This is a genomic window from Streptomyces hazeniae (assembly GCF_031845485.1).
Lineage (GTDB): Bacteria > Actinomycetota > Actinomycetes > Streptomycetales > Streptomycetaceae > Streptomyces > Streptomyces hazeniae.
Window position 1 is genome coordinate 147,330 of the sequence record NZ_JAVREQ010000014.1, and the last position, 21,945, is coordinate 169,274.

The 21,945-nt window shown below is 74.8% G+C and carries 21 protein-coding genes and 1 pseudogene; 12 read left to right on the forward strand and 10 right to left on the reverse strand.

The genetic code is table 11. The annotated features are described in order from the left end of the window. Together RM572_RS16890 and RM572_RS16895 are read right to left on the reverse strand one after the other, a co-directional pair. Window positions 1–1,527 carry an exopolysaccharide biosynthesis polyprenyl glycosylphosphotransferase gene (locus RM572_RS16890; RefSeq protein WP_311674184.1) on the reverse strand — a complete coding sequence of 509 codons (1,527 nt, stop codon included), beginning with the start codon at window positions 1,525–1,527 and terminating at the stop codon, window positions 1–3. Then, window positions 1,524–2,726: a glycosyltransferase family 4 protein gene (locus RM572_RS16895; protein ID WP_311674185.1), complete on the reverse strand. Its 1,203-nt coding sequence runs from the start codon at window positions 2,724–2,726 to the stop codon at window positions 1,524–1,526. The genes RM572_RS16890 and RM572_RS16895 overlap by 4 nt, the downstream gene beginning before the upstream one ends. A 400-nt stretch (window positions 2,727–3,126) precedes the next feature. On the opposite strand from RM572_RS16895, the gene RM572_RS16900 reads away from it, so the two are divergent. Next, on the forward strand, window positions 3,127–3,915 hold the full coding sequence (locus RM572_RS16900; RefSeq protein ID WP_311674186.1) for a hypothetical protein: 789 nt from the start codon (window positions 3,127–3,129) through the stop codon (window positions 3,913–3,915). A 343-nt stretch (window positions 3,916–4,258) separates the two neighbouring features. Continuing rightward, window positions 4,259–5,323, forward strand: a complete 1,065-nt coding sequence (locus RM572_RS16905) for a S1 family peptidase (protein WP_311674187.1) — start codon at window positions 4,259–4,261, stop codon at window positions 5,321–5,323. A gap of 42 nt (window positions 5,324–5,365) precedes the next feature. Here RM572_RS16905 and RM572_RS16910 read toward each other — a convergent pair whose 3' ends face one another. After that, on the reverse strand, window positions 5,366–6,199 hold the full coding sequence (locus tag RM572_RS16910; protein WP_311674189.1) for a GntR family transcriptional regulator: 834 nt from the start codon (window positions 6,197–6,199) through the stop codon (window positions 5,366–5,368). A gap of 117 nt (window positions 6,200–6,316) precedes the next feature. Here RM572_RS16910 and RM572_RS16915 point away from each other — a divergent pair, with 117 nt between their 5' ends. Both RM572_RS16915 and RM572_RS16920 read left to right on the forward strand, forming a co-directional pair. Then, a complete protein-coding gene (locus RM572_RS16915) occupies window positions 6,317–7,186 on the forward strand; it encodes a (2Fe-2S)-binding protein (RefSeq protein WP_311674190.1) in 870 nt (289 codons plus the stop codon). 153 nt (window positions 7,187–7,339) lie between these two features. Further along, entirely contained in the window at window positions 7,340–8,398 is a 1,059-nt protein-coding gene (locus RM572_RS16920) for a DUF2637 domain-containing protein (protein WP_311674191.1), read from the forward strand. 33 nt (window positions 8,399–8,431) lie between these two features. Here RM572_RS16920 and RM572_RS16925 read toward each other — a convergent pair whose 3' ends face one another. Next, entirely contained in the window at window positions 8,432–10,063 is a 1,632-nt protein-coding gene (locus tag RM572_RS16925; RefSeq protein ID WP_311674192.1) for a protein phosphatase 2C domain-containing protein, read from the reverse strand. A 134-nt stretch (window positions 10,064–10,197) separates the two neighbouring features. Here RM572_RS16925 and RM572_RS16930 point away from each other — a divergent pair, with 134 nt between their 5' ends. Beyond that, window positions 10,198–10,590: a PPOX class F420-dependent oxidoreductase gene (locus RM572_RS16930; RefSeq protein WP_051308578.1), complete on the forward strand. Its 393-nt coding sequence runs from the start codon at window positions 10,198–10,200 to the stop codon at window positions 10,588–10,590. Between the two features lie 42 nt (window positions 10,591–10,632). Here RM572_RS16930 and RM572_RS16935 read toward each other — a convergent pair whose 3' ends face one another. The 6 genes from RM572_RS16935 to RM572_RS16960 form a co-directional block, all read right to left on the reverse strand. After that, a complete protein-coding gene (locus tag RM572_RS16935; RefSeq protein ID WP_311674193.1) occupies window positions 10,633–11,121 on the reverse strand; it encodes a methylated-DNA--[protein]-cysteine S-methyltransferase in 489 nt (162 codons plus the stop codon). Then, entirely contained in the window at window positions 11,121–12,701 is a 1,581-nt protein-coding gene (locus RM572_RS16940; RefSeq protein ID WP_311674194.1) for a DNA-3-methyladenine glycosylase 2 family protein, read from the reverse strand. Before RM572_RS16940 ends, RM572_RS16935 begins: the two co-directional genes overlap by 1 nt. A 97-nt stretch (window positions 12,702–12,798) precedes the next feature. Further along, entirely contained in the window at window positions 12,799–14,034 is a 1,236-nt protein-coding gene (locus RM572_RS16945) for an MFS transporter (RefSeq protein WP_311674210.1), read from the reverse strand. 77 nt (window positions 14,035–14,111) lie between these two features. Then, a complete protein-coding gene (locus tag RM572_RS16950) occupies window positions 14,112–14,795 on the reverse strand; it encodes a hypothetical protein (RefSeq protein ID WP_311674195.1) in 684 nt (227 codons plus the stop codon). Between the two features lie 10 nt (window positions 14,796–14,805). Continuing rightward, window positions 14,806–15,969, reverse strand: a complete 1,164-nt coding sequence (rsgA, locus tag RM572_RS16955) for a ribosome small subunit-dependent GTPase A (RefSeq protein WP_311674196.1) — start codon at window positions 15,967–15,969, stop codon at window positions 14,806–14,808. 277 nt (window positions 15,970–16,246) lie between these two features. Continuing rightward, window positions 16,247–17,497 carry a YihY/virulence factor BrkB family protein gene (locus tag RM572_RS16960; protein WP_394813624.1) on the reverse strand — a complete coding sequence of 417 codons (1,251 nt, stop codon included), beginning with the start codon at window positions 17,495–17,497 and terminating at the stop codon, window positions 16,247–16,249. 58 nt (window positions 17,498–17,555) lie between these two features. Here RM572_RS16960 and RM572_RS16965 point away from each other — a divergent pair, with 58 nt between their 5' ends. From RM572_RS16965 to RM572_RS16990, 7 genes and pseudogenes are all read left to right on the forward strand, one after another. Then, on the forward strand, window positions 17,556–18,125 hold the full coding sequence (locus RM572_RS16965) for a GNAT family N-acetyltransferase (protein WP_311674197.1): 570 nt from the start codon (window positions 17,556–17,558) through the stop codon (window positions 18,123–18,125). Window positions 18,126–18,257: 132 nt separating this feature from the next. Next, window positions 18,258–18,341, forward strand: coding sequence for a putative leader peptide (locus tag RM572_RS29780; protein ID WP_309471194.1), 84 nt, complete (start codon window positions 18,258–18,260; stop codon window positions 18,339–18,341). A gap of 200 nt (window positions 18,342–18,541) precedes the next feature. After that, window positions 18,542–20,239 (forward strand): nitrite/sulfite reductase, encoded by a 1,698-nt coding sequence (locus tag RM572_RS16970; RefSeq protein WP_311674198.1) that lies wholly within the window; start codon window positions 18,542–18,544, stop codon window positions 20,237–20,239. Then, complete coding sequence (locus tag RM572_RS16975; protein ID WP_311674199.1) at window positions 20,236–20,451, forward strand: hypothetical protein; 216 nt, start codon at window positions 20,236–20,238, stop codon at window positions 20,449–20,451. Before RM572_RS16970 ends, RM572_RS16975 begins: the two co-directional genes overlap by 4 nt. Further along, entirely contained in the window at window positions 20,448–21,185 is a 738-nt protein-coding gene (locus tag RM572_RS16980; RefSeq protein ID WP_311674200.1) for a phosphoadenylyl-sulfate reductase, read from the forward strand. Before RM572_RS16975 ends, RM572_RS16980 begins: the two co-directional genes overlap by 4 nt. Window positions 21,186–21,227: 42 nt before the next feature. Further along, the gene (gene cysC / locus RM572_RS16985) at window positions 21,228–21,773 is read left to right on the forward strand and encodes an adenylyl-sulfate kinase (RefSeq protein ID WP_027764868.1); all 546 of its coding nucleotides are present in this window, start codon (window positions 21,228–21,230) and stop codon (window positions 21,771–21,773) included. Then, window positions 21,770–21,945 (forward strand): annotated as a pseudogene (locus RM572_RS16990) (sulfate adenylyltransferase subunit CysD); the annotation flags it as partial. The gene cysC and the pseudogene RM572_RS16990, both read left to right, overlap by 4 nt.

The window sequence follows — 21,945 nt, forward strand, 5'->3', positions numbered from 1 at the left end:
TCAACTGCCTCCCAGGCGGAAGACGGACCCGGCGGTGCGCAGCAGGATCTGGACGTCCTGCCAGAACGACCAGGTCTCGATGTAGTGGTTGTCGAACCGGGCGCGGTCCTCGATGGAGGTGTCGCCGCGCAGGCCGTGGATCTGGGCGAGGCCGGTGATGCCGACGGGCATCCGGTCGCGGGCCGCGTATCCGGGATGTGCCGTGCTGAACTGCTGGACGAAGTACGGGCGTTCGGGGCGCGGTCCGACCAGGCTCATATCCCCGCGCAGCACGTTCCACAGCTGCGGGAGTTCGTCGAGCGAGGTGCGGCGGAGGAAGCGGCCGACGCCGCTCATGCGCCGGTCGTGGGCGACGTTCCAGCGAGTGGCCGACTCGTGCGCGTTCGCGGGCCGCAGGGTGCGGAACTTCAGCATCACGAACGGCCGCCCGTGGGCGCCGACGCGTTCCTGCCGGAAGAGGACGCCGGGCCCGTCGGAGTACCGGACGGCGAGCCCGCACGCCGCCAGCACGGGGGCGGAGACGACCAGCGCCAGCACGGCGACGACCAGGTCGAGTCCGCGTTTGGCGACGCGTGCCGCGCTCCGCCGGGGCGGCGGGTCCAGCCGGGCGCAGGGGAACCCCCACACGTGGCCCGTCTCCGCCGTCCGCCACGCGACACCGCCCGGGACCGTCTCGCCGTCGACGACCCACACCGTGCAGCCGAGGGTGCGGAAGAGCCGCACCAGCGCGGCGGTGTCGGGGTCGGCCTGCGCGGGGCGGGTGAACACCGCGTCGCACACCGCGTTCTGGATGACGGCGCGCGTGACGTCCTCCGCGGCTGTCAGCACCGGAACGGGAAGGCCGGAGCCGTGGACGCCGGGGGGCGTGAGCGCCTGCGCCGCGGAGGGGGGCACCACCAGGCCGACGGGCCACATGCCGTACTCGGGATGCTCGTGCAGGACGGCGGCGACCCGGTGCCCGGCGGACTCGGGGCCGACGACCAGGGCGGAGCGCGGGTTGTGCCGCTGCCGCCGCCGACGCCAGGCGTACAGCGCGCCGCGCAGCAGAGCCGCCAGGGCGACGTGCACGGCCACGAGGGACGCCAGCCGCGTCCAGCCGAGGGTCAGTTCGGGACGCACGGCCGCCACCACGGTGGTGGCGGCGCTCCAGGCGAGGGCGGCCCGCCAGAGCAGGGCGGGGAGTTCGCCGAGCGCGGTGCGGTGCGGTGCGCAGCGGTACAGCCCGCCCTGCTGGTGCAACGCGATCAGCGTGAGCACGACGGGAGCGAGGTCCAGGACGGCGGCGCGCGTGCCGCCGCCGGCGAGCAGGGCGGCGGCGGTCGCGGCGAGGCAGTCGGCGGTGACCAGGGCCACGGGTTCGCCCCGCCCGCGCGGGGCGGCGCCGCCCGGCAGTTGGGGGCCGCTGCGGGGCTCGGGGATGCCGGGGCCCCGACGGGCCGGTTCCGCGGCGCGCGTCTTCTTCGGGTGCCCGTCGCGTCTCTCGAGGTCGGCGGGCAGGGCGTCGGCCCCGGTGCTCTCCATCGTCATCGGCTGATCAGTTCCTCGCGGTCGCGGTCGCGGTGCGCCTGGCCGGTCAGTTCGCGGTAGAGGGCCTCGACGGCGGCGGTCGTCGCCGTGACGTCGCGGGTCGCGCGTACGTGGCGGGCGGCCTGCTCGCCGAGGGAGGTGCGCAGGGCCGGGTCGGCCAGCAGCCGGACGAGCCCGGCTCCGAGCGCGTCCGGGTCCTCGGGCGGGACCAGGCAGGAGGCGTCGTGCCCCGGGGGCAGGGATTCGCGGGCCCCGGCGACGTCGGTGAGCAGCACCGGGCGGCCGCAGGCCATGGCCTCCAGCGGTGCGAGGGCCATTCCCTCCCAGCGGGACGGCTGCACGACGAGATCGGCCGCCGCGTACCAGGGGGCCGGGTCCGGGCCGGCTCCGGCGAACAGCACCCCCGCGGGGGCGACGGCGCGCAGCCGCTCACGGTCGGGGCCGTCGCCGACGAGGATCAGACGGGCGCCGGGCGACCGCGAGGTGACGGCGGGCCAGGCCCGGAGCAGCAGGTCCTGGCCTTTCTGGCGGCAGAGCCGGCCGACGCACACCACCAGGGGCGCGCGGGAGGGGTCGGAGACGCCGCCCGTACCGACCGCGCACGGCGGCAGGCGGAGCCGGGCGCGCGCCGCCTCGCGCGGGGCGACGGGCGTGAACCGTGCGGTGTCGACCCCGTTGGGGATCACCGTCCAGCGGGCGTCGATTCCGGCGGAGCGGCCGCGTCGCAGCTCCGCCTCGCTGACGCAGATCACGCGGGCGGCCCAGCGCGCCGCGCGGCGCTCCCAGTGCAGGGCGAGGCGTGCCGGGAGGCCGGTGACGGCCTCGAACGACCAGGCGTGCGGCTGGAAGACGGTGGGCAGCCGGCCGCGCAGTGCCAGACGTACGGCCAGCCCGGCCTTGGCGCTGTGCGCGTGGACCAGGTCGGGGGCGGTGCGCCGGAGGATGCGGGCGAACTCTGCCGTCTCCCGGGGCAGCGCCGCGCCGGGTTCGCGGCCGGCCTCCCAGGAGTGCACCTCGGCTCCGTGCGCGGCGAGTGTGGTGGCGAGTCCGCCCTGCGGCGGGCAGGCGACGACGACGCGGAGACCGGTGGCGAGCTGGGCGCGAGCCAGGTCCGTCACCACGCGGGCGACGCCGCCGTCGACGGGCTGGACGACGTGCAGGACGGTGCACGGCCTGTCCTTGGGCTGCTGTTCCTGCACGCGCACCTCTCCCAGACGGTCGGGTCGGTCACGGCCCTGCTGCCGGACGTCCGGCGAGCGGCCGCACGCGGCCGCCTCCACGGGCCACATCCGGCACGGCAGCCCCGCACGGCCCGGGCAAATCGGTCTAAACCGTGCCAGAAGGAAGACTGAAAATCACGCAGGACGCGCGAAGTGTGCAGAAAGGGTGGAGAACCTCGCACCGTAGGCTCGTCGGACCGTCGGACGACCCCCACGCGACGTCACTCCGCCCCCCGCGCGCCACTGGGCAGAGCGAGCCGCCGAGTAAAACTTTGTGAATCGCTTCACACTTTCTCTTGGCTGCGCGCTCGGTTCGTGCTGAGATGCGGTCACATCCGGCTCGAGGGCGCGCTTGGGAGGCACAGTGGCGGAGTCCGCCATGGCACGTGCGGTACGTCGACAGGAAGAACTTCCGTCACCGGCGGCCGCCTACGGCGGCGACTCCCCGGGCGAACGGGCCGTCTGGCGGCTGCGCTCCCGCGGCTGCTGGGACGACGCGGCGGCGCTGCTCGAACCCTACGTACCGGGCTCGCCCTCGACCGCGCTGCGCCGGGCCTCCCTCCTGGTCGAGCGGTGCATGTTCACCGGAAGCGGCTGGGAGGCCGCCGAGGACGCACTGCGACTGGCGGAGGCCGCCGCCCGCGACGACGACGCCCGGGGCGCCGCGGCCAGCGAACGCGGCCATCTCGCGTACGTGGCCACCGTGCTGGGCGTCCGCGACCGCTCCGACGAGGCGCGTGCCGCGCTCGGGCGGGCCGCCGCGCTACTGGATCAGGCATCGCCCGCGCGGGCGATGCTGGACTACCGGCGCGGACTGGTCGCCGAACACGTGAGCGGCAACACGGAGGCGGCGCAGGCCGCCTACCGGCGCGCACACACCGGCGCAACGGCGCACGGCGACGCTCTGCTGTGCTCCTTCACCTGGCGGCACCTGGCCGGCCTGGCCCTGCGCGAGGGCGAACTCGCCGAAGCACGGCACGGTTTCACGGAGTCGCTGCTGCTGCGGGAGAGGCTCGGCTTCCTGGTGGGCATGGCCCCGGCACTGGTCGCGTTGGCGGACGTACAGGAGAAGCACGAGGCCACCCGGCTGCTGGAGGAGGCGACCCGGCTGTTCCGCCTGCTCGGCGGCGTGCCGACCTGGCTCGCGTCCCGACTCGAAGCCGCCTGAGCCCGGCCCGGGGCGGCGGGGAGACCTTCCTGTCGGCAGGCCGCCGGAACTGCCGGAAACCCGGACCGGACGCGGCTCGCAGGCGGTCGGCACGCCCGCGCGGTATCCGGAACGCGTACTTCCGAAACCGCAGAACGGGCACGGCCCGTTCACACGGCAGGGTGAATTTCTGCCTTCCCCATGGCTCTTGTGACCCTCTCGTGGAGCTGTCGATACTCCCCACGTCACCGGAAATCTCCGACCTGCCCTCCACCCCCCACCGGGCCGGGAACCGGGGACGCGGACCGAACGGCACTCCAGCCGTCCGGTTCGCCCCCACAGAACCCCACACATGGAGGAACGCGTGAAGGTCAGACCCCCTGTCTCGACGCGGACCGTCAAGCGCGGCACGGGCATAGCCGCCCTCGCGACCGGTCTCGTCGCCGCAGTCGTCCTGACATCGCCCACCGCCACCGCGGCCCCCGCCCCGGCTCTGTCCGAGCGGGCGACCCCCGAGGCCGCCATGGCCGTCGCCGACACCCTGGGTTCGGCCCAGACCGGCGGCGCCTACAAGGCGGACTCCGGCCGGATGGTCGTCACCATCACCGACAAGGCCGACGCCGCCAAGGTCGAGAAGGCCGGCGCGGTGGCGAAGGTCGTCGAGCACAGCCAGGCCGAACTCGCACGGGCCGCCAAGGCCATCGAGCACCAGGCCGACGTCAAGGGCACCGCCTGGTCCGTCGACCCGGTCTCCAACACGCTGTCCGTCGCCGCCGACAGCACGGTGGACGCCAAGGAGATGGCCACGCTCCGCAAGGTCGCGGCCGGCTTCGACGGCGCCGTCACCATCGAGCGGACCAAGGGCGAGTTCACCAAGCTGATCCGCGGCGGCGACGCCATCTACATGTCGTCCGGCGGCCGGTGCTCGGCGGGCTTCAACGCCCGCATCGGCAGCACCTACTACGTCATCACCGCCGGTCACTGCACCGAGGGTTACCCCAACTTCTCGGGCATCGGCCCGACGGCGGCGTCCAGCTTCCCCGGTGACGACTACGGCGTCATCCGCAACGACTCCAGCTCCACCCCGGGCGTGGTGAACCTCTACAACGGCAGCACCCGCGACATCACCGGCGTCGGCAACGCCTACGTCAACCAGTACGTGCAGCGCAGCGGCAGCACCACCGGCCTGCACAGCGGATACGTCACCGGCCTGAACGCCACCGTCAACTACGGCGGCGGCGACGTCGTCTACGGCATGATCCGCACCAACGTGTGCGCCGAGCCCGGCGACAGCGGCGGCTCGCTCTTCGCCGGCAACACCGCGCTGGGCATGACCTCCGGCGGCAGCGGCAACTGCTCCTCCGGCGGTACCACGTTCTTCCAGCCGGTCACCGAGGTGACCAACCGGTACGGGCTGGTCGTCTACTGACCCACGCCCCTCCTCCGACGGCGGCGCCTCGACGGGCCGCCGTCAACCGGAACGCACGGAACCGGCGGTCCCGGCCCACGCGGCCGGGGCCGCCGCCGTGTGCGGCGCCCCTGCCGCGTGCGGCGCGAGATGGGCGCGCAGGATACGTTCGGCGGCAGGCAGGTCCCGGGCCAGCAACGCCTCGACCAGCGCGACGTGTTCGGCCGCCGCGGACACCAGTCCGGGGGTGGGCGCGCCAGGGGTGACCGGAGGTGCCGGGGCGCGACGGTGCACGTCCTCGGCGAACTCCACCAGCCGCCGGTTGCCGGCCGGTTCCAGCAGCGCGCGGTGGAAATCCCGGTCGGCCTCGGCGTAGGCCGCGCGGTCGCCTCGTGCGGCGGCGGTGACGGTCCGCTCGGCGAGCGGGCGCACCGCCTCCCAGGTCCGCCGCCCCTGCGTGGCCCCGAGGCGCAGCACCACCGGCACTTCCAGCAGCAGGCGGACCTCGGCGAGTTCGGCCGCGTCGCGGGGGCTGTGCTCGACGACGCGGAAGCCGCGGTTCGGGACCGTCTCCACCAGCCCCTCGCCCGCGAGCTGCTGCATGGCCTCGCGCACCGGCGTCGGCGACACGCCGTGGGCCTCTGCGAGCGCGGGCGCGGAGTAGACGCGGCCCGGTTCCAGCTCGCCGGTGGCGAGGGCCCGGCGCAGGGCGGCGAGGACCTGTCCCCGGACGGAGTGCCGGCGGGGCAGCCGCGGGGGCGCCGGAAGCGCGTCGTCCGCGAGGACGTGCGCGCCGCGCGCGGGTGATGCGGGTGGGACGCACGCGTCGCGGGCGGGTGACGCGGGTAGAGGTCCGGGCCGGGCCCCTATGGGGGTCTCCGTTCGGGTCTGCTCCATCTGTCCCTCCTCGCGTCGACCAGCACCCTAGGCGGACGGGCCGCGAGATCAAACCCCGGGGATTCGAGTAAGGTAAGGCTTACCTGTAATCGATCAATCGAGTTCGGTGGTCCCCGCATGGCCGTGCCCGCGTCCGCATCCGCCGCCGCGCCCGTCGCCGCCGCCGTGGCGACGCCTGCGACCTCGCCGTTCACGGCCGCCTACGACCGGCTCTCCGCCGTGTTCCCGTCGCTCCGGGTCACCGAGACGCCGGTGCTGCCGGACGGCGAGGGCTGGGTGGCCGCCGCGGACCTCGCCGGGGGCGGTCCCGCACTGGACGCCTTCCTCGCCTTCGACGCCGAGCAGGTCCGCCGCGACTACGGCCAGGAGGCCCGTCCGGACGTGATCGCCAGCTTCGGCCTGCACCGCTACGCGTGGCCGGCCTGCCTGCTGGTCACCCTGCCCTGGTTCCTGCACCGGCGCGTCCCCCGCATCCCGGTCGGCGCGGTCGCGCTCCAGCGGACCCTGGGGCGGCTGGCCGTGCACATCGAGGAGTTCGCCTGCCTCCCCGGCGACCCGGCCGCCCGGCTTCCCGGTGCCGTCGTCGTGCCGGACGAGGAGGCGCTGCGGGCCGAGGTCCGCGCGGCCGTCGCCGACCACCTGGGGCCGGTGCTGGACGGCTTCCGCCCCCGCATGCGGCGCGGCTCCCGCGCCCTGTGGGGCATGGCGACCGACGAGATCGCCGAGGGCCTGTGGTACCTCGGGCACCTGCTGGGCGAGGAGGACCGCGCGCTGGAGGAGGTCGGACGCCTGCTCCCCGGCGGCACCCGCCCCTACCCGGGCGGGGCGTCGTTCCGCGAGCTGACCGGGCCCGGCGGCGAGGCGCTGACCACCCGCGACCGGGCGTCGTGCTGCCTCTTCTACACCCTCCGCCCGCAGGACACCTGCGTCACCTGCCCCCGCACCTGCGACGCCGACCGGATCGCACGCCTGTCCGCAACCGGCTGACACGTTCGAATCCTGACGTCCCTCTCCGACCCTGCCACCGCCCTTTGGCGTGCTCTTGCGCGGAATCCGGGCGCCGGGCGCGCCCGCTGGTTCAGGATGCTCCGCGACGCACACCGCAACCGCAACGAGCCGTGAGGGACGCGAGGGCACCCGATGACACTGACCGACATGACGCTGAACTGGGTGCTGGCGTGCTCGGTGCTCCTCGTCGGCGCCCTGATCGCCGTCTTCCTGCTGGCGCGCGGGCGCAAGAAGGCGGACGAAGGCGCCGGCGTCCAGGCCGACTCCTGGGAGCGGATGGAGGAACGCCGCCGCCGCAAGGAGACCGTGTACGCCACGGCGTCGTACCTGCTGCTGTTCTGCTGCGCCGCGGTGGCGGCGGCCCTGTCGTTCCACGGCCTGGTCGGCTTCGGCCGCCAGAACCTCAACCTGTCCGGCGGCTGGGAGTACCTGGTCCCGTTCGGGCTGGACGGCGCCGCGATGTTCTCCGCCGTGATCGCCGTGCGCGAGGCCAGCCACGGAGACGCCTCGCTCGGCTCCCGGCTGCTGGTGTGGACGTTCGCCGGGGCGGCCGCGTGGTTCAACTGGGTGCACGCCCCGCGCGGTGACGAACACGCGGGCGCGCCGCAGTTCTTCGCCGGCATGTCGCTGTCCGCCGCCATCCTCTTCGACCGGGCGCTGAAGCAGACCCGCCGCGCGGCGCTGCGCGAACAGGGCCTGGTGCCGCGCCCGTTGCCGCAGATCCGGGTGGTGCGGTGGCTGCGGGCGCCCCGGGAGACGTTCGGCGCCTGGTCCCTGATGCTGCTGGAGGGCGTGCGGACCCTGGACGAGGCCGTCGACGAGGTCCGTGACGACCGGCGGCGCCAGGAGGAGGAACGCACCCGGCGCAAGGAGCAGGGCCGGCTGGAGAAGGCTCGGCTCAAGGCGCTGAACCGGCAGCACAGGCTGTGGCACCGGAGCGGCGCACCCGGCACGGCGCCGGTGGAGGTGGAGATCGGCGCGCCGAGCGCGGCCGGTCAGCCGCGGGCGGCGCTGCAGCCGGCGGCGGTGGACGTGGAGGTCGAGGACGCCCCGGCGACCTCCCCGCCGCGGCCGCGGAGTTCCCAAGACGTGCCGGACACGGGCGACGAGGAACCGCTGAGCACGGCGGCCAACCCCCGGCTGGACTCCCTGGAGGAGAAGCTGCGCGACATCGAGCGATCCTTCCACTGACGCCGGCCCGCCCACCGGAGGGGCACGACGGGCTCAGCCGGTGGGGACCTGCCAGACGGCGACCGCCGTGCGGTCGTCGCCGTAGGCCGGAGCCGGCTCCTGGACGTCGGTGAGGAACGTCGCCGGTGCCGGCGGCTCGTCCGCGCCCGCCCACCGGGAGGCCAGCGTGTCCGCGAAGGCCGGGTCCCCGCGCAGCGGCACGGCGAGCCCGGCACTGCACAGCAGCAGCGCGTCGCCCGGCTCGGTGGCGACCACCCGGAAGCGGAACGGGGGCGGGAGCGCCCGCCCGGCGGCGCCGTCGCCCTGCTCCGCCCCGTCCTCCTCATCACCCTCGCCCCGCGGCAGCCGCGGGTCGGGCAGCTGGACCGCGCTTCGGCGCGGCGGGGGCGGGGCGTGCTCCTCGACCGGCTCCAGATCCGTCCACTCCCCGTCGCGCAGGCGGAAGAGACCCCCGCTGCCGGTGCCGAAGACGACCCGGGTCGCGCAGTCCGGATCGGCCGGCAACAGCAGGCAGCGCAGGTCCGCGCGGTACGCGTCGGGCGCGAGGGAGAGCGCCGCGGCCTGGGCGCGCAGCCGCCCGTAGCAGCGGTCGGTGAGCCGTTTCAGGCCGCTGGACAGCGTGGCGCGGCGGTCCGTGACGATGTCCTCCACCAGGCGGGCGCGGCTGCGGCCGACGGCCTCGCCGATCGTCTGGCAGAGTTCGCGCGCCGCGCGGCGGCCGGCGGGCACGGAGCCCGTGCCTCCCCCGTCGGCCACGCCCCCGTTGCCGGGAGGGCCGCCCTTCGCCACGGCGACGAAGAGCAGCGCCTCGCGGCCGGTGCCGAAGCAGGCGGTGAGCAGCGCGTCGCCGCGCGGTTCGCCCCGCTGGCGGGCGGAGCCGCCGCGGGCGGACACGGCGCGCAGCACCAGGGAGGCGTGGCGGGCGCCGTCCAGCACCGTGTCCGGCACCAGGTCGGACAGGGCCCCGGGGTCGGCGTCGGCCAGCACGCCCGGCTCGGGAGGCTGGAGCAGCCGGCGCGGCGCCGCAGCGTAACCGGGCGGCCGTACGGCCGGCCCGAAGGCCCCGCGCATGCCGCGCCACCGGGTGCGACCGGCGGGACGCGGGGAGGGCGGCGGGGCGGGTGCCCGGCGCGGGCGGCCCACCGACTCGCGGGGCGGTGCGTCGCCGGGCACCGCGTCGTCGGTCGCGGGGTCGGCCGCCTCGACGGCGTCCACCGGGGCAGCCGGGTCCACCGCCTCGGGCAGGCCCGCGTCGCCCAGCGGGTCCACGGCCTCGACGGGGTCCGGCGAAGCGGATGACGGCGCGGGAGTGCGTGGCGGCGCGGAGCCGGGCGGCGGCGTCGGGGCGGGTGGCGGCGCGGGGGCGGGAGCCTCCGGAGCCGGGGCGGGTGAGGGGGCCGGGGCGCCGTCGACCAGGCCCGGGGCGTCCTCTTCGGGAGGGGCCGGGGCCAAGGATCCCGTCGTGGAGGCGCCTACCGCGCGGGCGGAGGCGAACCGGTCGTCGATGGTGTCGGCCGCGCCGGAGCCGCCGGTGTCCGGCGCGTCCGGGTCGTACAGCCTGCCCCACCAGGTGTCGCCCCCGACACCGCGTTCCCGCTCCGGACGGGCGCCGGTTGCGGGCACGTCGGCCGGGCGGGGCCGGTCCGCCTCCCCCTGATCGCTCATCCGTCCATTGTGGTCGTGCGGCGGCGGACCGGAAGACCTCGGACGGAAGGACCACCCGACCGGAGGCGAACGGCGGACCGCTCATACGACCGGCTGCCGATGCGCGAGGGCGGACGGCGTGTGAGGCTGGCGGCATGACGGACACATCGGGGCGCGCGCCGGAGCCGTTGACCGGGGCCGAGCGCGACTACCTGGCCTCGCAGCGGCTCGGCCGGCTCGCGACCGTCGACGGGCACGGGCAGCCGCAGGCCAATCCCGTCGGCTTCTTCCCGCAGGAGGACGGCACCGTGCTGATCGGCGGCCGGGCGATGGGCGACACGAAGAAGTGGCGCAACCTGCTGCGGAACCCGAAGCTCTCCCTCGTCGTGGACGACCTGGTGAGCGTACGGCCGTGGCGGGTGCGGGGCGTGGAGATCCGGGGCGAGGCGGAGCTGCTGACCGGGCCGCACGAGCTGGGGCCGTTCTTCAGCGACGAGGTCATCCGCATCCACCCGCGCTGGGTGCACAGTTGGGGACTGGAGGACTGAGGCGTCCCCCGGCCCCCGGCCCCCGTCCCCCGCGCCTGTGCCTCACAGCGGGGCGGGCAGCGCTCCCTCCAGGGTGAGCAGCGTGCGCTTGCGGTCCAGGCCGCCCGCGAAGCCGGTGAGCGTGCCGTTCGCCCCGACCACCCGGTGGCAGGGGTGTACGACGGTCAGCGGGTTGGAGCCCACGGCGCCGCCCACCGCCCGCACCGCCCTCCGGTCGACGCCGGCCATCTCGGCGAGTGCGCCGTAGGTGACGGTCGAGCCGTACGGGATCTCGTCCAGGGCCGCCCAGACGCGCTCGCGGAAGACGGTGCCGGTGGTGGCGTGGGCCAGGTCGAACTCCTTGAGGTCGCCCGCGAAGTAGGCGTCGAACTGTTCCTGCGCGTCGCGGAACGCCTCGTCGTCGCGCCGCCAGCCGGTGCCGACGACGGCGCCGCCCTTCTGGCCGGGCATGGAGATCCAGGCGAGCACACCGCGCTCGGGGCCGGCGAGCAGCAGGTCGCCCAGGGGCGTGGGGTGGGTGGTGTACAGCATCAGGTGTTCTCCTCAAGGGCGCGGGGACGTGCGGCGTTCCAGAGGTGGTGCAGGGCGTAGCTGCGCCAGGGGCGCCAGCGGTCGGCGGCGGCGGGCGCGGCGCCGACGGCGGCGAGGCCGTGCCGCACGCCGACGTCGCCGGGCAGGAAGACGTCGGGGTCGCCGAGCGCCCGCATGCGGACGTAGTCGGCGGTCCACGGGCCGATGCCGGGGAGGGCGAGCAGGGCACGGACGGCCTCCTCGCGGTCGGCGCCGGGCGCGAGGACGACCGGGCCCCGCCCTCCCGCGCCCGCCACCCCCTCGGCGCCGGGGGGACGTCCGCCGGCCAGCGCGGCGGAGAGCGTGCGCAGGGTGCGCTTGCGGCTGCCGGGCATGCCCAGTTCGTCCAGCGGCGCGTCGGCCAGCGCACCGGGCTCGGGGAAGAGGTGGGTGAGCGCACCGTCCGGCACGGGCAGCGGCTTGCCGTGCGCGGCGACGAGCCGTCCGGCGAGCGTACGGGCGGCGGCGACCGTGACCTGCTGGCCGAGCACCGCGCGGACGGCGATCTCGTCGCCGTCGGCCGCGCCGGGCGACCGCAGACCGGGGTCCGCCGCGAGCAGCGGGCCGAGGGCCGGGTCGCCGCCGAGGCGTTCGGCGACGGCGTACGGGTCGGCGTCCAGGTCGAACAGCCGGCGCACGCGCTGCACGGCCGTGGTCAGGTCGCGCAGGTCGGTGAGGCGCAGCCGGGCGTCCAGCCAGCCGTGCCGTCCCGAGGCGGTGCCCCCGGTGCGCTCGTCGACTTCGACCACACCGGTGCCGTGGGCGAGGGCGAGGGTGCGCCGGTAGGTGCGTGCGGGGGCCTCGCCGCGCACCTCCTCGATGCCGGGGACGGCGCGGCGGGCGAGGAAGTCGAGGAGGCGGCCGGCGGCGTACGGCCCCCGGTACGCGAGCCGCAGCGGGACCCCGGCGTACGGTCCCGCGCCCGTCGCCGCTGCGCCGTCGTCCCCGGCGGCGGGCGCCGGACCGGCGGAGCCGAGGCCGCCGCGCCGTGCGGCGCGGAGGCCGCTCGGCGTCGCGTCGTAGATCTCCCGGATCGTGTCGTTGAACTGCCGCACGCTCGCGAACCCGGCGGCGAACGCGATCTCCGTCACCGGCAGGGTCGTGGTCTGGAGGAGCACGCGGGCGGTGTGGGCGCGCTGGGCGCGGGCCAGTGCGACGGGTCCGGCGCCGAGTTCGGCGGTGAGCTGCCGCTGCACCTGCCGGGCGCTGTACCCGAGGCGGGCGGCGAGCCCGGCGACCCCCTCCCGGTCCACCACGCCGTCGCCGATCATCCGCATGGCCCGGCCGACGACGTCGGCGCGCACGTCCCACTCCGGCGAGCCGGGCACGGCGTCCGGCCGGCAGCGGCGGCAGGCTCGGAAACCGGCGCCCTGCGCGGACGCGGCGGTGGGGTGGAACCGGACGTTCTCCCGTTTCGGGGTGACGGCCGGGCAGCTCGGGCGGCAGTAGATCCCGGTGCTCGTGACGCCCAGGAAGAACACTCCGTCGAACCGCGCGTCACGGCTGCGTACCGCTTCGTACCTGCTGTCTTCTGTGGTCACGGGCTCCAGTGTGCGCGCCCGGGAACCCCCTGCACTAGCGGGAATCGGACGTGACCGTGCCCGCCGCGCGCACGGATACGCGGACCGACGGGCCCGCTCATGAGACGGTGCGGGGGCGCACGGCGTCGGCGGACCGGGAGAGGCCGAGGAGCAGGGCGACGGCCAGCGGCGGAAGGGCCGCGGCGGCGATGAGCGGGCCGGGCGGCGACCAGGTGGAGCCGAAGCCGTACGCGGCGAAGACGAGGATCGCCATCACCTCGGAGCCGAAGCCCGCCATCGAGCCGACCGTGGCCCGGGCCCGGTCGGAGATCCGGGCCTGGAGGCGCGCCTCGGCGGCCGTGGCGGACCAGCGGGCGACTCCGTAGGCGACGGCGATCAGCGCCATGCCGGCCGGGTGGGCACTGAGTCCGCCGAGCGCCAGCAGCACGCCGGAGACGACCAGGCCGGGAACGAGCAGCCGGTGGCCTCGGTGCGCGAACCACTCCCCGACCGCCGCGCCCGCCGAGACGAGCAGCACCAGCAGCGGCACCGTCGCGTCGGCCACTCCGGTGGAGGCGGCGAAGAGGGAGAGGAACTCGTCGTACGCCAGCGAGCCGGTCAGCACCGCGACCAGCAGTACGGCGCGGCGTGCCGCACGCGAGTGGCGGATCTCGGCGACCCCGTGGCGGAGGACGGCGCGGAAGGACTCCTCGGCCTCCTCTGCCGCCGCGGCCCCCTCTGCCGCCGCAGGCGCCCTCCCCTTATCGGGTACCGGAACGCCGGACGCCACGTCGGCGGGGGCGGCCGGCGTCCCGCCGACGCGGGTGCGGTGCTCGGGGAAGGTGCGGGCGACGAGCACGCCCGCCGCGCAGGCGAGCACACTGGCGACGCCGACCGCCTGGTAGCCGCCTGCCGCGAGGACCGGTGCGGCCGCCGCGGTGGCCGCCACCTCGGCGCAGGTACCCACGGCCCGCGAACGGCCGATCCGGCGGGCGTAGCGGTCCGACGCGCCGCAGCGGGCCAGTTCCTCGTAGACCAGGGCCTCCAGCGTGCCCGACCGCAGCGCGCTGCCCGCACCCCACAGCACGAAGCCCGCCGCGAAGGCGGCGTAGGAGGGGGCGAAGGTCCACAGTGCGAATCCCGCGCCGGACAACGCGGGCGCGAGCATCAGGAGGCGTCGCCGGGAGAACCGGTCGGCCCAGACGCCGGAGGGGATCTCCAGGGCGAGGCCGGTCACCGACCAGAGCACGAACAGCGAGGAGATCTCGGCGCCGGAAAGCCCGGTCCGCGAGAACAGCAGCGCGTAGACCGGGTACAGGAGGACGCAGTCCTCCAGGAAGGCCGAGGCGTACAGCGTGCGGACGAGCCGCTGCTCGGACGCCGGGACCGCGGGGGCGGAGGAAACTCAATGTCGTCGTCGGTTCATGCGCCTCAGCGTACGCCGCCCGCGTTCCGGGCGGGAGTGGTTTTCGGCAGGCGCTGAAGCAGGCCCCAGCAGAACTCGGCGGTCACCGCGTGGCGTTCCCCGGCGGCGTCCGGGACGGTGAGGTCGAGCCCCCAGCGGGTCGGGGCGGAGCCCTCCCGCGGACGGGCGGGCGGAAACGCGCGCGCCGCCTCGTCCACGGTGCAGGACCAGGGCTCCAGGTCCTCCAGCGTGCGCAGCCGGGGCGGCGGCGCGCCGGGAGCCCGGACCAGCCACTCGTTCCACACCGCCCCGCGGGCGGCGGCAAGCACCTCGAACCGCAGGTCGGGCCAGAGCGGCACCGGCCAGGTCAGCGCCTCGCAGTCGAGGTCGCCGATCCTGCGGCGGACGACGGCCTCGGGCGGGCCGAGGACGGAGCGGTAGCGGGTCAGGGTGCCGCGGGCGCGCGGAGAGCGGATCATGGCCTGCCAGCGGCGGTTGGCCTCCCGCATCTCCGCACGCCCGACGTCCAGCCGGGTCAGCGCCGCCTCGACCCGCACGGCCTGGAAGTCGGCCATCCGCCGCAGCAGGACGAGCTGGAACTCCAGCGGCCCGAAGGCGGCCCCGGCAGCACGCCCGGACGTGCGGCCCGGCGTGCTGCCGGGCGTGCGCCCGGGTGTGGGGCGGCCGGCGGGGCGGTGCGGGTCGGGCATGCGGCGGACGCTACCAGCCGGAGCCGCCGCCCCCGCCGCGCCGCGAACGGCCCCCCGCGGGGCCGCGTTTGCGTTCCATCATGTGTCGCCCGGTCGCCTGACGCTGCTTGAACCGCTGCCGCTGCTCGGCGCGCAGCCGGGCGTCCGTGCGGGCGGCCAGCCGTTCGTTCTCGCGGAGCAGCTTGCGGTAGCTGTCCAGGCGGCGTTCGGGGAGGGAGCCGTCGGCGATGGCGGCGAGGACCGCGCAGCCGGGCTCGGAGTGGTGGCCGCAGTCGTGGAAGCGGCACTGCGCGGCCAGCTCCTCGATCTCCGCGAACGCCTGCTCCAGCCCTTCGCCCGCGTCCCAGAGTCCGACGCCCCGCAGCCCCGGGGTGTCGATGAGGACGCCGCCGTCCGGGAGGGGGATCAGATCGCGGGCGGTGGTGGTGTGGCGGCCCTTGCCGTCGCTGTCGCGGATCGTGTTGACCTGCTGCACCTCCCGCCCGACGAGGGTGTTCGTCAGCGTGGACTTCCCGGCGCCGGAGACGCCGAGCAGCACGGTGCTGCCCCCGGTCAGGAGCGCCCGCAGCAGGTCGACGCCCTCTCCGGTCCGGGAGCTGACGGGCAGGACACGCACGCCGGGGGCGACGGTCTCCGTGTCGGCGACGAGGTGCGCGAGGGTGTCGGGGTCCGGCACCAGGTCGGTCTTGGTCAGCAGGACCAGCGGCTGCGCACCGCTGGTCCAGGCGAGCGAGACGAAGCGCTCGATGCGGCCGAGGTCGAGTTCGGCGGCGAGCGACACGGCGACGACGGCATGGTCGACGTTGGCCGCGAGCACCTGGCCCTCGGACCGCTTGGAGGAGGTGGAGCGGAGGAACGCGGTGCGGCGGGGCAGGATCGCCTTCACCTCGGGCCGGCCCTGCGCGTCGTCGCCGATCGCGGCCCAGTCGCCGGTGGTGAGCCACCGGGTGGGGTCGTGGGTGGCGACGGGTTCGATGCCCGCGTGGACGGTGCCGTGCGGGGTGATCGCCTCGCAGCGGCCACGGTCCACGCGGGCGATGCGTGCGGGGAGCAGCCCTGCGGCCGCGTGCGGGACGAAGGCGTCGGCGACCTCGTCGTTCCAGCCGAAGCGGGCGAGACCGTGCCGGGCGTGGGGGTCGTGCGGGGCGTGGGGGTCGTGCGGGACGTCGTTCAAGACGGGATGCCCTTCGGAAGGGGTGATCCCGGGGCGGGCGGCGGCGTGCCGCCTGCGGGGCGCCGCGTCAGAGGCGGCGGGAGAAGTCCGGGATCACGGGGAGGGAGGGGGTCGGCGGATGCGTGTGGGCGCGGCCCACGGCGGCGGCAGTCGTCGTCACGGTCCTCACCTCCCTGTCCTTCGCTCGTCGGTCCGGCGTCGCGGACCCGGGTGTCCTCGGGCCCGGGCAGCGTACGTCCGGACGCACCGGCGGTGCCACGGGTTTTCGCGCGGGACGTCAGTCCCGGCCCCGCATGTCGCCCGGCCCGGTGCCGTTCCCCGGGCCGGGCCCGGCGCGGTGCCCGCCGCCGTCGCCGTTCGCGTGCCGGTCGCCGTGGTGATCGTCGTGGTGAGCGTCGTGAGTGCCGCCGTGAGGACCGCGGGTGCGCAGCCGGGACCGCACGTCGCCGGGCGGCAGGAACCTGGTCCAGCGCTCGGGGAACTCGGCGGGCGGGTTCTGGTCGCCGTCGCCCTCCCCCTCGGCGTCGCGCATGGCGCGGCGCGCCTCGGCGGCGCGGATCATCTCGGCGGCGGCCTGCTCCCTGGCGTCCTCGGTCTCGCGGCGGGCCGCGGCGGTGGCGACGGACGGCCAGACCCGGTCGATGGCGGCGTTGACGGCGGCGCCGACCAGCACGGCGAAGGCGGAGACGCCGATCCACAGCAGGACGGCGACCGGTGCGGCGAGGGAGCCGTACAGGGTGGGGCCCTCGACGGTGTTGGTGAGGTAGAGGCGCAGCAGGGCGCTGCCGAGCACCCACATCACCAGGGCGACCAGCGCGCCGGGGATGTCCTCGCGCCAGGGCGAGCGGACCGGGACCGACACGTGGTAGAGGGTGGTGAGGAAGACGATGGACAGCAGCAGCACGACCGGCCAGTAGAAGACCCTGACCAGCCACTCGGTCTGCGGCACCAGGTGCATGACCGCGTCCGGCCCCGCGACCATCAGCGGCAGCGCGACCATGCCGATGACGAGGGCGACCAGGTAGAGCACGAAGGCGAGCAGCCGGGTCTTGACGATGCCGCGGTGCCCGTCCAGGCCGTACATGACGGTGATGGTGTCGATGAAGACGTTGACGGCGCGGGATCCGGACCACAGGGCGAGGGCGAAGCCGATCGAGATCACGTCGGGGCGCCCGCCGCGGATGACGTCGTCGATCAGTGGCCGGGCCACCTGGTCGACGCCGCGGTCGGAGAGGACCGCCTCGGCGGCGGTGAGGAAGTTGTCCCGGATGGAGTCGATGGTGTCGGTGTCGAACCAGCCGTCGAGGTAGCCGATGAGCCCGATGAGGCCGAGGAGCAGCGGGGGGATGGAGATGAGGGTGAAGAACGCCGCCTCGGCGGCGAGCCCGAGGACCCGGTACTCGATGCAGGAGTTGACGGTGTCCTTCAGCAGCAGCCACGCCATCTTCCGCTTCGGGACGTTGCGGTAGACGGCACGGGCTCTGCGCAGTGCTCCCGTGGAGCGCTCGGGGGGTTCTTCGGCGTGCACCTGCTTAACGTATCCGGCCGCCGGCCCCCGGGCTGACCCGGAATGGTGCAATGGCCGCATGGACACGGTCGCCGTCACCACCTGGTCGCTGGAGCAGACCTCGCCCGAGGACCTGACGCCTTCTCGTATCCCGGACGAGGCGTCCGGGATACGGACGGTGCGGGCCGAGGTGCCGAGTCCGGAGTTCAGCCGCTTCCTCTACACCGCCGTGGGAGGCGACGTGACCTGGACGGACCGGTTGCCGTGGCCGCGCTCCCGCTGGGCGGAGTTCCTGGAGCGTCCGGGGGTGGAGACCTGGGTGGCGTGGCAGCGCGGCACGCCGGCCGGTTTCGTGGAGCTGGACGGGCAGGCGGACGGCGTGGTCGAGATCAGTTACTTCGGGCTCCTGCCCGCGTTCCGCGGCCGGGGCGTCGGCGGGCACCTGCTGTCGTACGGCACGGCGCGGGCCTGGGATCTCGCCTCCCGCTGGCAGGAACGCCGGCCGACGCGGCGGGTGTGGGTGCACACCTGCAGCAAGGACGGCCCCTACGCCCTGCAGAACTACCGGCGCCGCGGCTTCCGGCTCTTCGACACCCGCACGGAGCAGGAACCCGCACACGAGGCGCCCGGCCCGTGGCCGGGCGCCTGACCCCCCGCTCGGGCACCGCATCATTCCGGCTCCCGGTGTGACGCCGGTCACGATTCCCGGGATGCGAGACGCCGGTGTCCACACTTCGGAAGGCAGTGGACGCGCCTCGCGGCGCATGTCACGCTTTTCGGCATGTCCCGAGCTGGAATCGCCCTGGTGAGTCGACGCCACGTCGACCTCGGCCGCATGTCCAGCGCCATCTGTCCGGCGGGCTGACAGTCCCAGCACCGCCGATCGCCGAGCACCGCGCCCCCATCGTCGCGAGCGCGTGCCCGTCACCCCTGTAGCAGCCTTCCGCGCGCCCGCGTGCGCTCATCACGCGTGCCTGCGCGCCGGTCGCGCGCGCTCCGGCACCCCGAGCCGCGGCGCGCGCGACGCATCCGAACGTCAGTGAAGCAGCCGGAGGACATACCGTCATGGCCGACACCCCTCAGCGCCCCGCCGCCGCACGGCCCCGCCGCAAGGCCGGCCGTCACCGCGGCGAAGGCCAGTGGGCAGCCGGGCACTTCACCCCGCTCAACGGCAACGAGCAGACCAAGAAGGACGACGACGGTCTCCATGTGCGCCGGCGCATCGAGACGATCTACGCGCACCGCGGCTTCGAATCCATCGACGGCGCCGACCTGCGCGGACGGATGCGCTGGTGGGGGCTGTACACCCAGCGGAAGCCCGGCATCAGCGGTGGCAAGACCGCCGTCCTGGCGCCGGAGGAGCTGGACGACGAGTACTTCATGCTCCGCGTCCGCATCGACGGCGGCCGGCTCACCACCGCGCAGCTGCGCGTCGTCGGCGAGGTGTCCCAGGAGTTCGCCCGCGGCACCGCGGACATCACCGACCGGCAGAACGTCCAGTTCCACTGGATCCGGGTGGAGGACATGCCGGAGATCTGGCGGCGACTGGAGTCCGTGGGACTGTCCACCACCGAGGCCTGCGGCGACACGCCGCGCGTGATCCTCGGGTCGCCCGTGGCCGGTATCGCGAAGGACGAGATCATCGACGGCACCCCGGCGCTGGAGGAGATCGCCCGCCGCGTGGTCGGCAACCCGGCGTACTCGAACCTGCCGCGCAAGTTCAAGTCCGCCGTGTCCGGTTCGCCCGTGCTGGACGTGGTGCACGAGATCAACGACGTGTCGTTCGTCGGCGTGGAGCACCCCGAGCTGGGCCCGGGCTTCGACGTGTGGGTCGGCGGCGGCCTGTCCACCAATCCGAAGCTTGGCGTCCGCCTGGGCGCCTGGGTGCCCATCGAGGACGTCGCGGACGTCCACGAGGGCGTCGTCTCGATCTTCCGCGACTACGGCTACCGGCGGCTGCGCAACCGTGCCCGGCTGAAGTACCTGGTCGCCGACTGGGGCCCGGAAAAGTTCCGGCAGGTCCTGGAGGACGAGTACCTGCTGCGCACGATGGCCGACGGCCCGGCCCCCGCCCAGCCGGTGCAGCGCTGGCGCGACCACGTCGGCGTCCACGAGCAGCGGGACGGCCGGTACTACGTCGGTTTCGCGCCACGCGTCGGCCGGGTGGACGGCGCCACCCTCGGCAAGATCGCCGACCTCGCGGAGGCGCACGGCTCCGGCCGGGTCCGCACCACCGTCGAACAGAAGATGATCATCCTGGACGTGGAGCAGGAGCAGGTCCCCTCGCTGACCGAGGCGCTGGAGGCCCTGGACCTGACCACCACCCCGTCGGTCTTCCGGCGCGGCACGATGGCCTGCACCGGCATCGAGTTCTGCAAGCTGGCCATCGTCGAGACCAAGGGCCGCGGCGCCCGCCTCATCGACGAGCTGGAACAGCGGCTGCCGGACTTCGACGAGCCCGTCACCATCAACCTCAACGGCTGCCCCAACTCCTGCGCCCGCATCCAGGTCGCGGACATCGGCCTCAAGGGACAGCTGGTCACCGACGCGGACGGCAACCAGGTCGAGGGCTACCAGGTGCACCTGGGCGGCTCGCTGGGACTGGAACCCGGCTTCGGGCGCAAGGTCCGCGGCCTGAAGGTGACCGCCGACGAACTGCCCGACTACATCGAGCGTGTGCTGCGCGCGTACGCCGAGCAGCGCGAGGACGGCGAACGATTCGCCCAGTGGGCGGCCCGCGCCGACGAGGGGGTGCTCGCATGAGCGAGCGAGCGGCGCCCTACTACTGCCCGTACTGCGGAGACGAGGACCTGCGGCCCTCCGAGGGCCGTCCCGGCACGCCGCGCGGGGCCGGAGCGGCGGGACACGCCTGGGAATGCCGCTCCTGCAACCGCGCCTTCACGCTCTCTTTCCTCGGACTGCTGGCCTCCGGCCTGCGGCCCGACGACGGCCCGGAAGGGGACCAGACCTCATGACCACCGCCCAGGAGCCCGTACGCGAGTCCCTGCCGGCCCAACGCCACAGCAAGGCCGAACTGCGCCGGCTCGCCCTGGAGGCGGGCCGCGCCCTGGAGGACGCGGACGCGCTGGACGTGATGCGCTGGGCCGCGGACACATTCGGTCACCGGTTCTGCGTGACCTCCTCGATGGAGGACGCCGTCGTCGCGCACCTCGCCTCGCGCGCGCTGCCCGGCGTCCACGTCGTGTTCCTCGACACCGGCTACCACTTCCCGGAGACGATCGGCACCCGGGACGCGGTGGCCGCCGTGATGGACGTGGAGGTGATCACCGTCACACCCCGGCAGTCGGTGGCCGAGCAGGACGCGCGCCAGGGCGCCCGGCTGCACGACCGCGACCCGGACCTGTGCTGCGCGCTGCGCAAGGTGCTCCCGCTGGAGGAGTCCCTGCGTGGCTACGACGCCTGGGCCACCGGACTGCGGCGCGAGGAGTCGCCGCTGCGCTCCCTCACGCCCGTGGTCGGCTGGGACGACCGGCGGAAAAAGGTCAAGATCTCCCCGATCGCCCGTTGGTCACAACAGGACGTGGACCGTTACGTTGCGGAGCACGGAGTTCTCACCAACCCGCTGCTGTCCGACGGCTACGCCTCGATCGGCTGCGCGCCCTGCACCCGCCGGGTCCAGGACGGCGAGGACGCCCGCGCCGGGCGCTGGTCCGGCTTCGACAAGACGGAGTGCGGCCTGCACGTGTGAGACGTGCCGGCCCGACGGACGAGGATTGCAGGGAGCAGGGGCATGAGCCTGACGGACACGGGGGCCACGGTGTGGCTCACCGGCCTGCCCAGTGCGGGGAAGACCACGATCGCCCGCGCGCTGGCGGACCGCCTCGCCGGCGAGGGTCACCGGGTGGAGGTGCTGGACGGTGACGAGATCCGGACCTTCCTGTCCGCCGGGCTCGGTTTCTCTCAGGAGGACCGGCACACTAATGTGCAGCGGATCGGGTTCGTGGCCGAGCTCCTCGCCTCCAACGGGGTCAAGGCGCTCGTCCCGGTGATCGCCCCGTACGCGGACAGCCGGGAGGCCGTCCGCAAGCGTCACCAGGCGGCGGGAACCGGGTACCTGGAGGTGCACGTCTCCACCCCGGTGGAGGTGTGCTCCGAGCGGGACGTGAAGGGTCTCTACGCACGTCAGGCCGCCGGGGAGATCGCCGGGCTGACCGGGGTCGACGACCCGTACGAGGTGCCCGCGGACCCGGACCTGCGGATCGAGGCGCACCAGCAGAGCGTCGAGGAATCAGCGGGCGCGCTCCACGCGCTGCTCGCCGAAAGGGGACTGGCATGACGTCCGCGACCGTGGTGTCGGACGACACGGACAACCCGTACGCGTTGTCGCATCTGGACGCGTTGGAGTCGGAGGCGGTGCACATCTTCCGGGAGGTGGCCGGGGAGTTCGAACGCCCCGTGATCCTCTTCTCCGGAGGCAAGGACTCCATCGTCATGCTGCACCTGGCGCT

What these genes read in the sequence shown, in the direction of transcription:
- RM572_RS16890 (WP_311674184.1), bottom strand. Translation starts at nt 1,527, where the DNA reads ATGACGATGGAGAGCACCGGGGCCGACGCCCTGCCCGCCGACCTCGAG.
- RM572_RS16900 (WP_311674186.1), top strand. Translation starts at nt 3,127, where the DNA reads ATGGCACGTGCGGTACGTCGACAGGAAGAACTTCCGTCACCGGCGGCC.
- RM572_RS16910 (WP_311674189.1), bottom strand. Translation starts at nt 6,199, where the DNA reads ATGGAGCAGACCCGAACGGAGACCCCCATAGGGGCCCGGCCCGGACCT.
- RM572_RS16915 (WP_311674190.1), top strand. Translation starts at nt 6,317, where the DNA reads ATGGCCGTGCCCGCGTCCGCATCCGCCGCCGCGCCCGTCGCCGCCGCC.
- RM572_RS16920 (WP_311674191.1), top strand. Translation starts at nt 7,340, where the DNA reads ATGACACTGACCGACATGACGCTGAACTGGGTGCTGGCGTGCTCGGTG.
- RM572_RS16925 (WP_311674192.1), bottom strand. Translation starts at nt 10,063, where the DNA reads ATGAGCGATCAGGGGGAGGCGGACCGGCCCCGCCCGGCCGACGTGCCC.
- RM572_RS16930 (WP_051308578.1), top strand. Translation starts at nt 10,198, where the DNA reads ATGACGGACACATCGGGGCGCGCGCCGGAGCCGTTGACCGGGGCCGAG.
- RM572_RS16935 (WP_311674193.1), bottom strand. Translation starts at nt 11,121, where the DNA reads ATGCTGTACACCACCCACCCCACGCCCCTGGGCGACCTGCTGCTCGCC.
- RM572_RS16950 (WP_311674195.1), bottom strand. Translation starts at nt 14,795, where the DNA reads ATGCCCGACCCGCACCGCCCCGCCGGCCGCCCCACACCCGGGCGCACG.
- RM572_RS16965 (WP_311674197.1), top strand. Translation starts at nt 17,556, where the DNA reads ATGGACACGGTCGCCGTCACCACCTGGTCGCTGGAGCAGACCTCGCCC.
- RM572_RS29780 (WP_309471194.1), top strand. Translation starts at nt 18,258, where the DNA reads ATGTCCCGAGCTGGAATCGCCCTGGTGAGTCGACGCCACGTCGACCTC.
- RM572_RS16970 (WP_311674198.1), top strand. Translation starts at nt 18,542, where the DNA reads ATGGCCGACACCCCTCAGCGCCCCGCCGCCGCACGGCCCCGCCGCAAG.
- RM572_RS16975 (WP_311674199.1), top strand. Translation starts at nt 20,236, where the DNA reads ATGAGCGAGCGAGCGGCGCCCTACTACTGCCCGTACTGCGGAGACGAG.
- RM572_RS16980 (WP_311674200.1), top strand. Translation starts at nt 20,448, where the DNA reads ATGACCACCGCCCAGGAGCCCGTACGCGAGTCCCTGCCGGCCCAACGC.
- cysC (WP_027764868.1), top strand. Translation starts at nt 21,228, where the DNA reads ATGAGCCTGACGGACACGGGGGCCACGGTGTGGCTCACCGGCCTGCCC.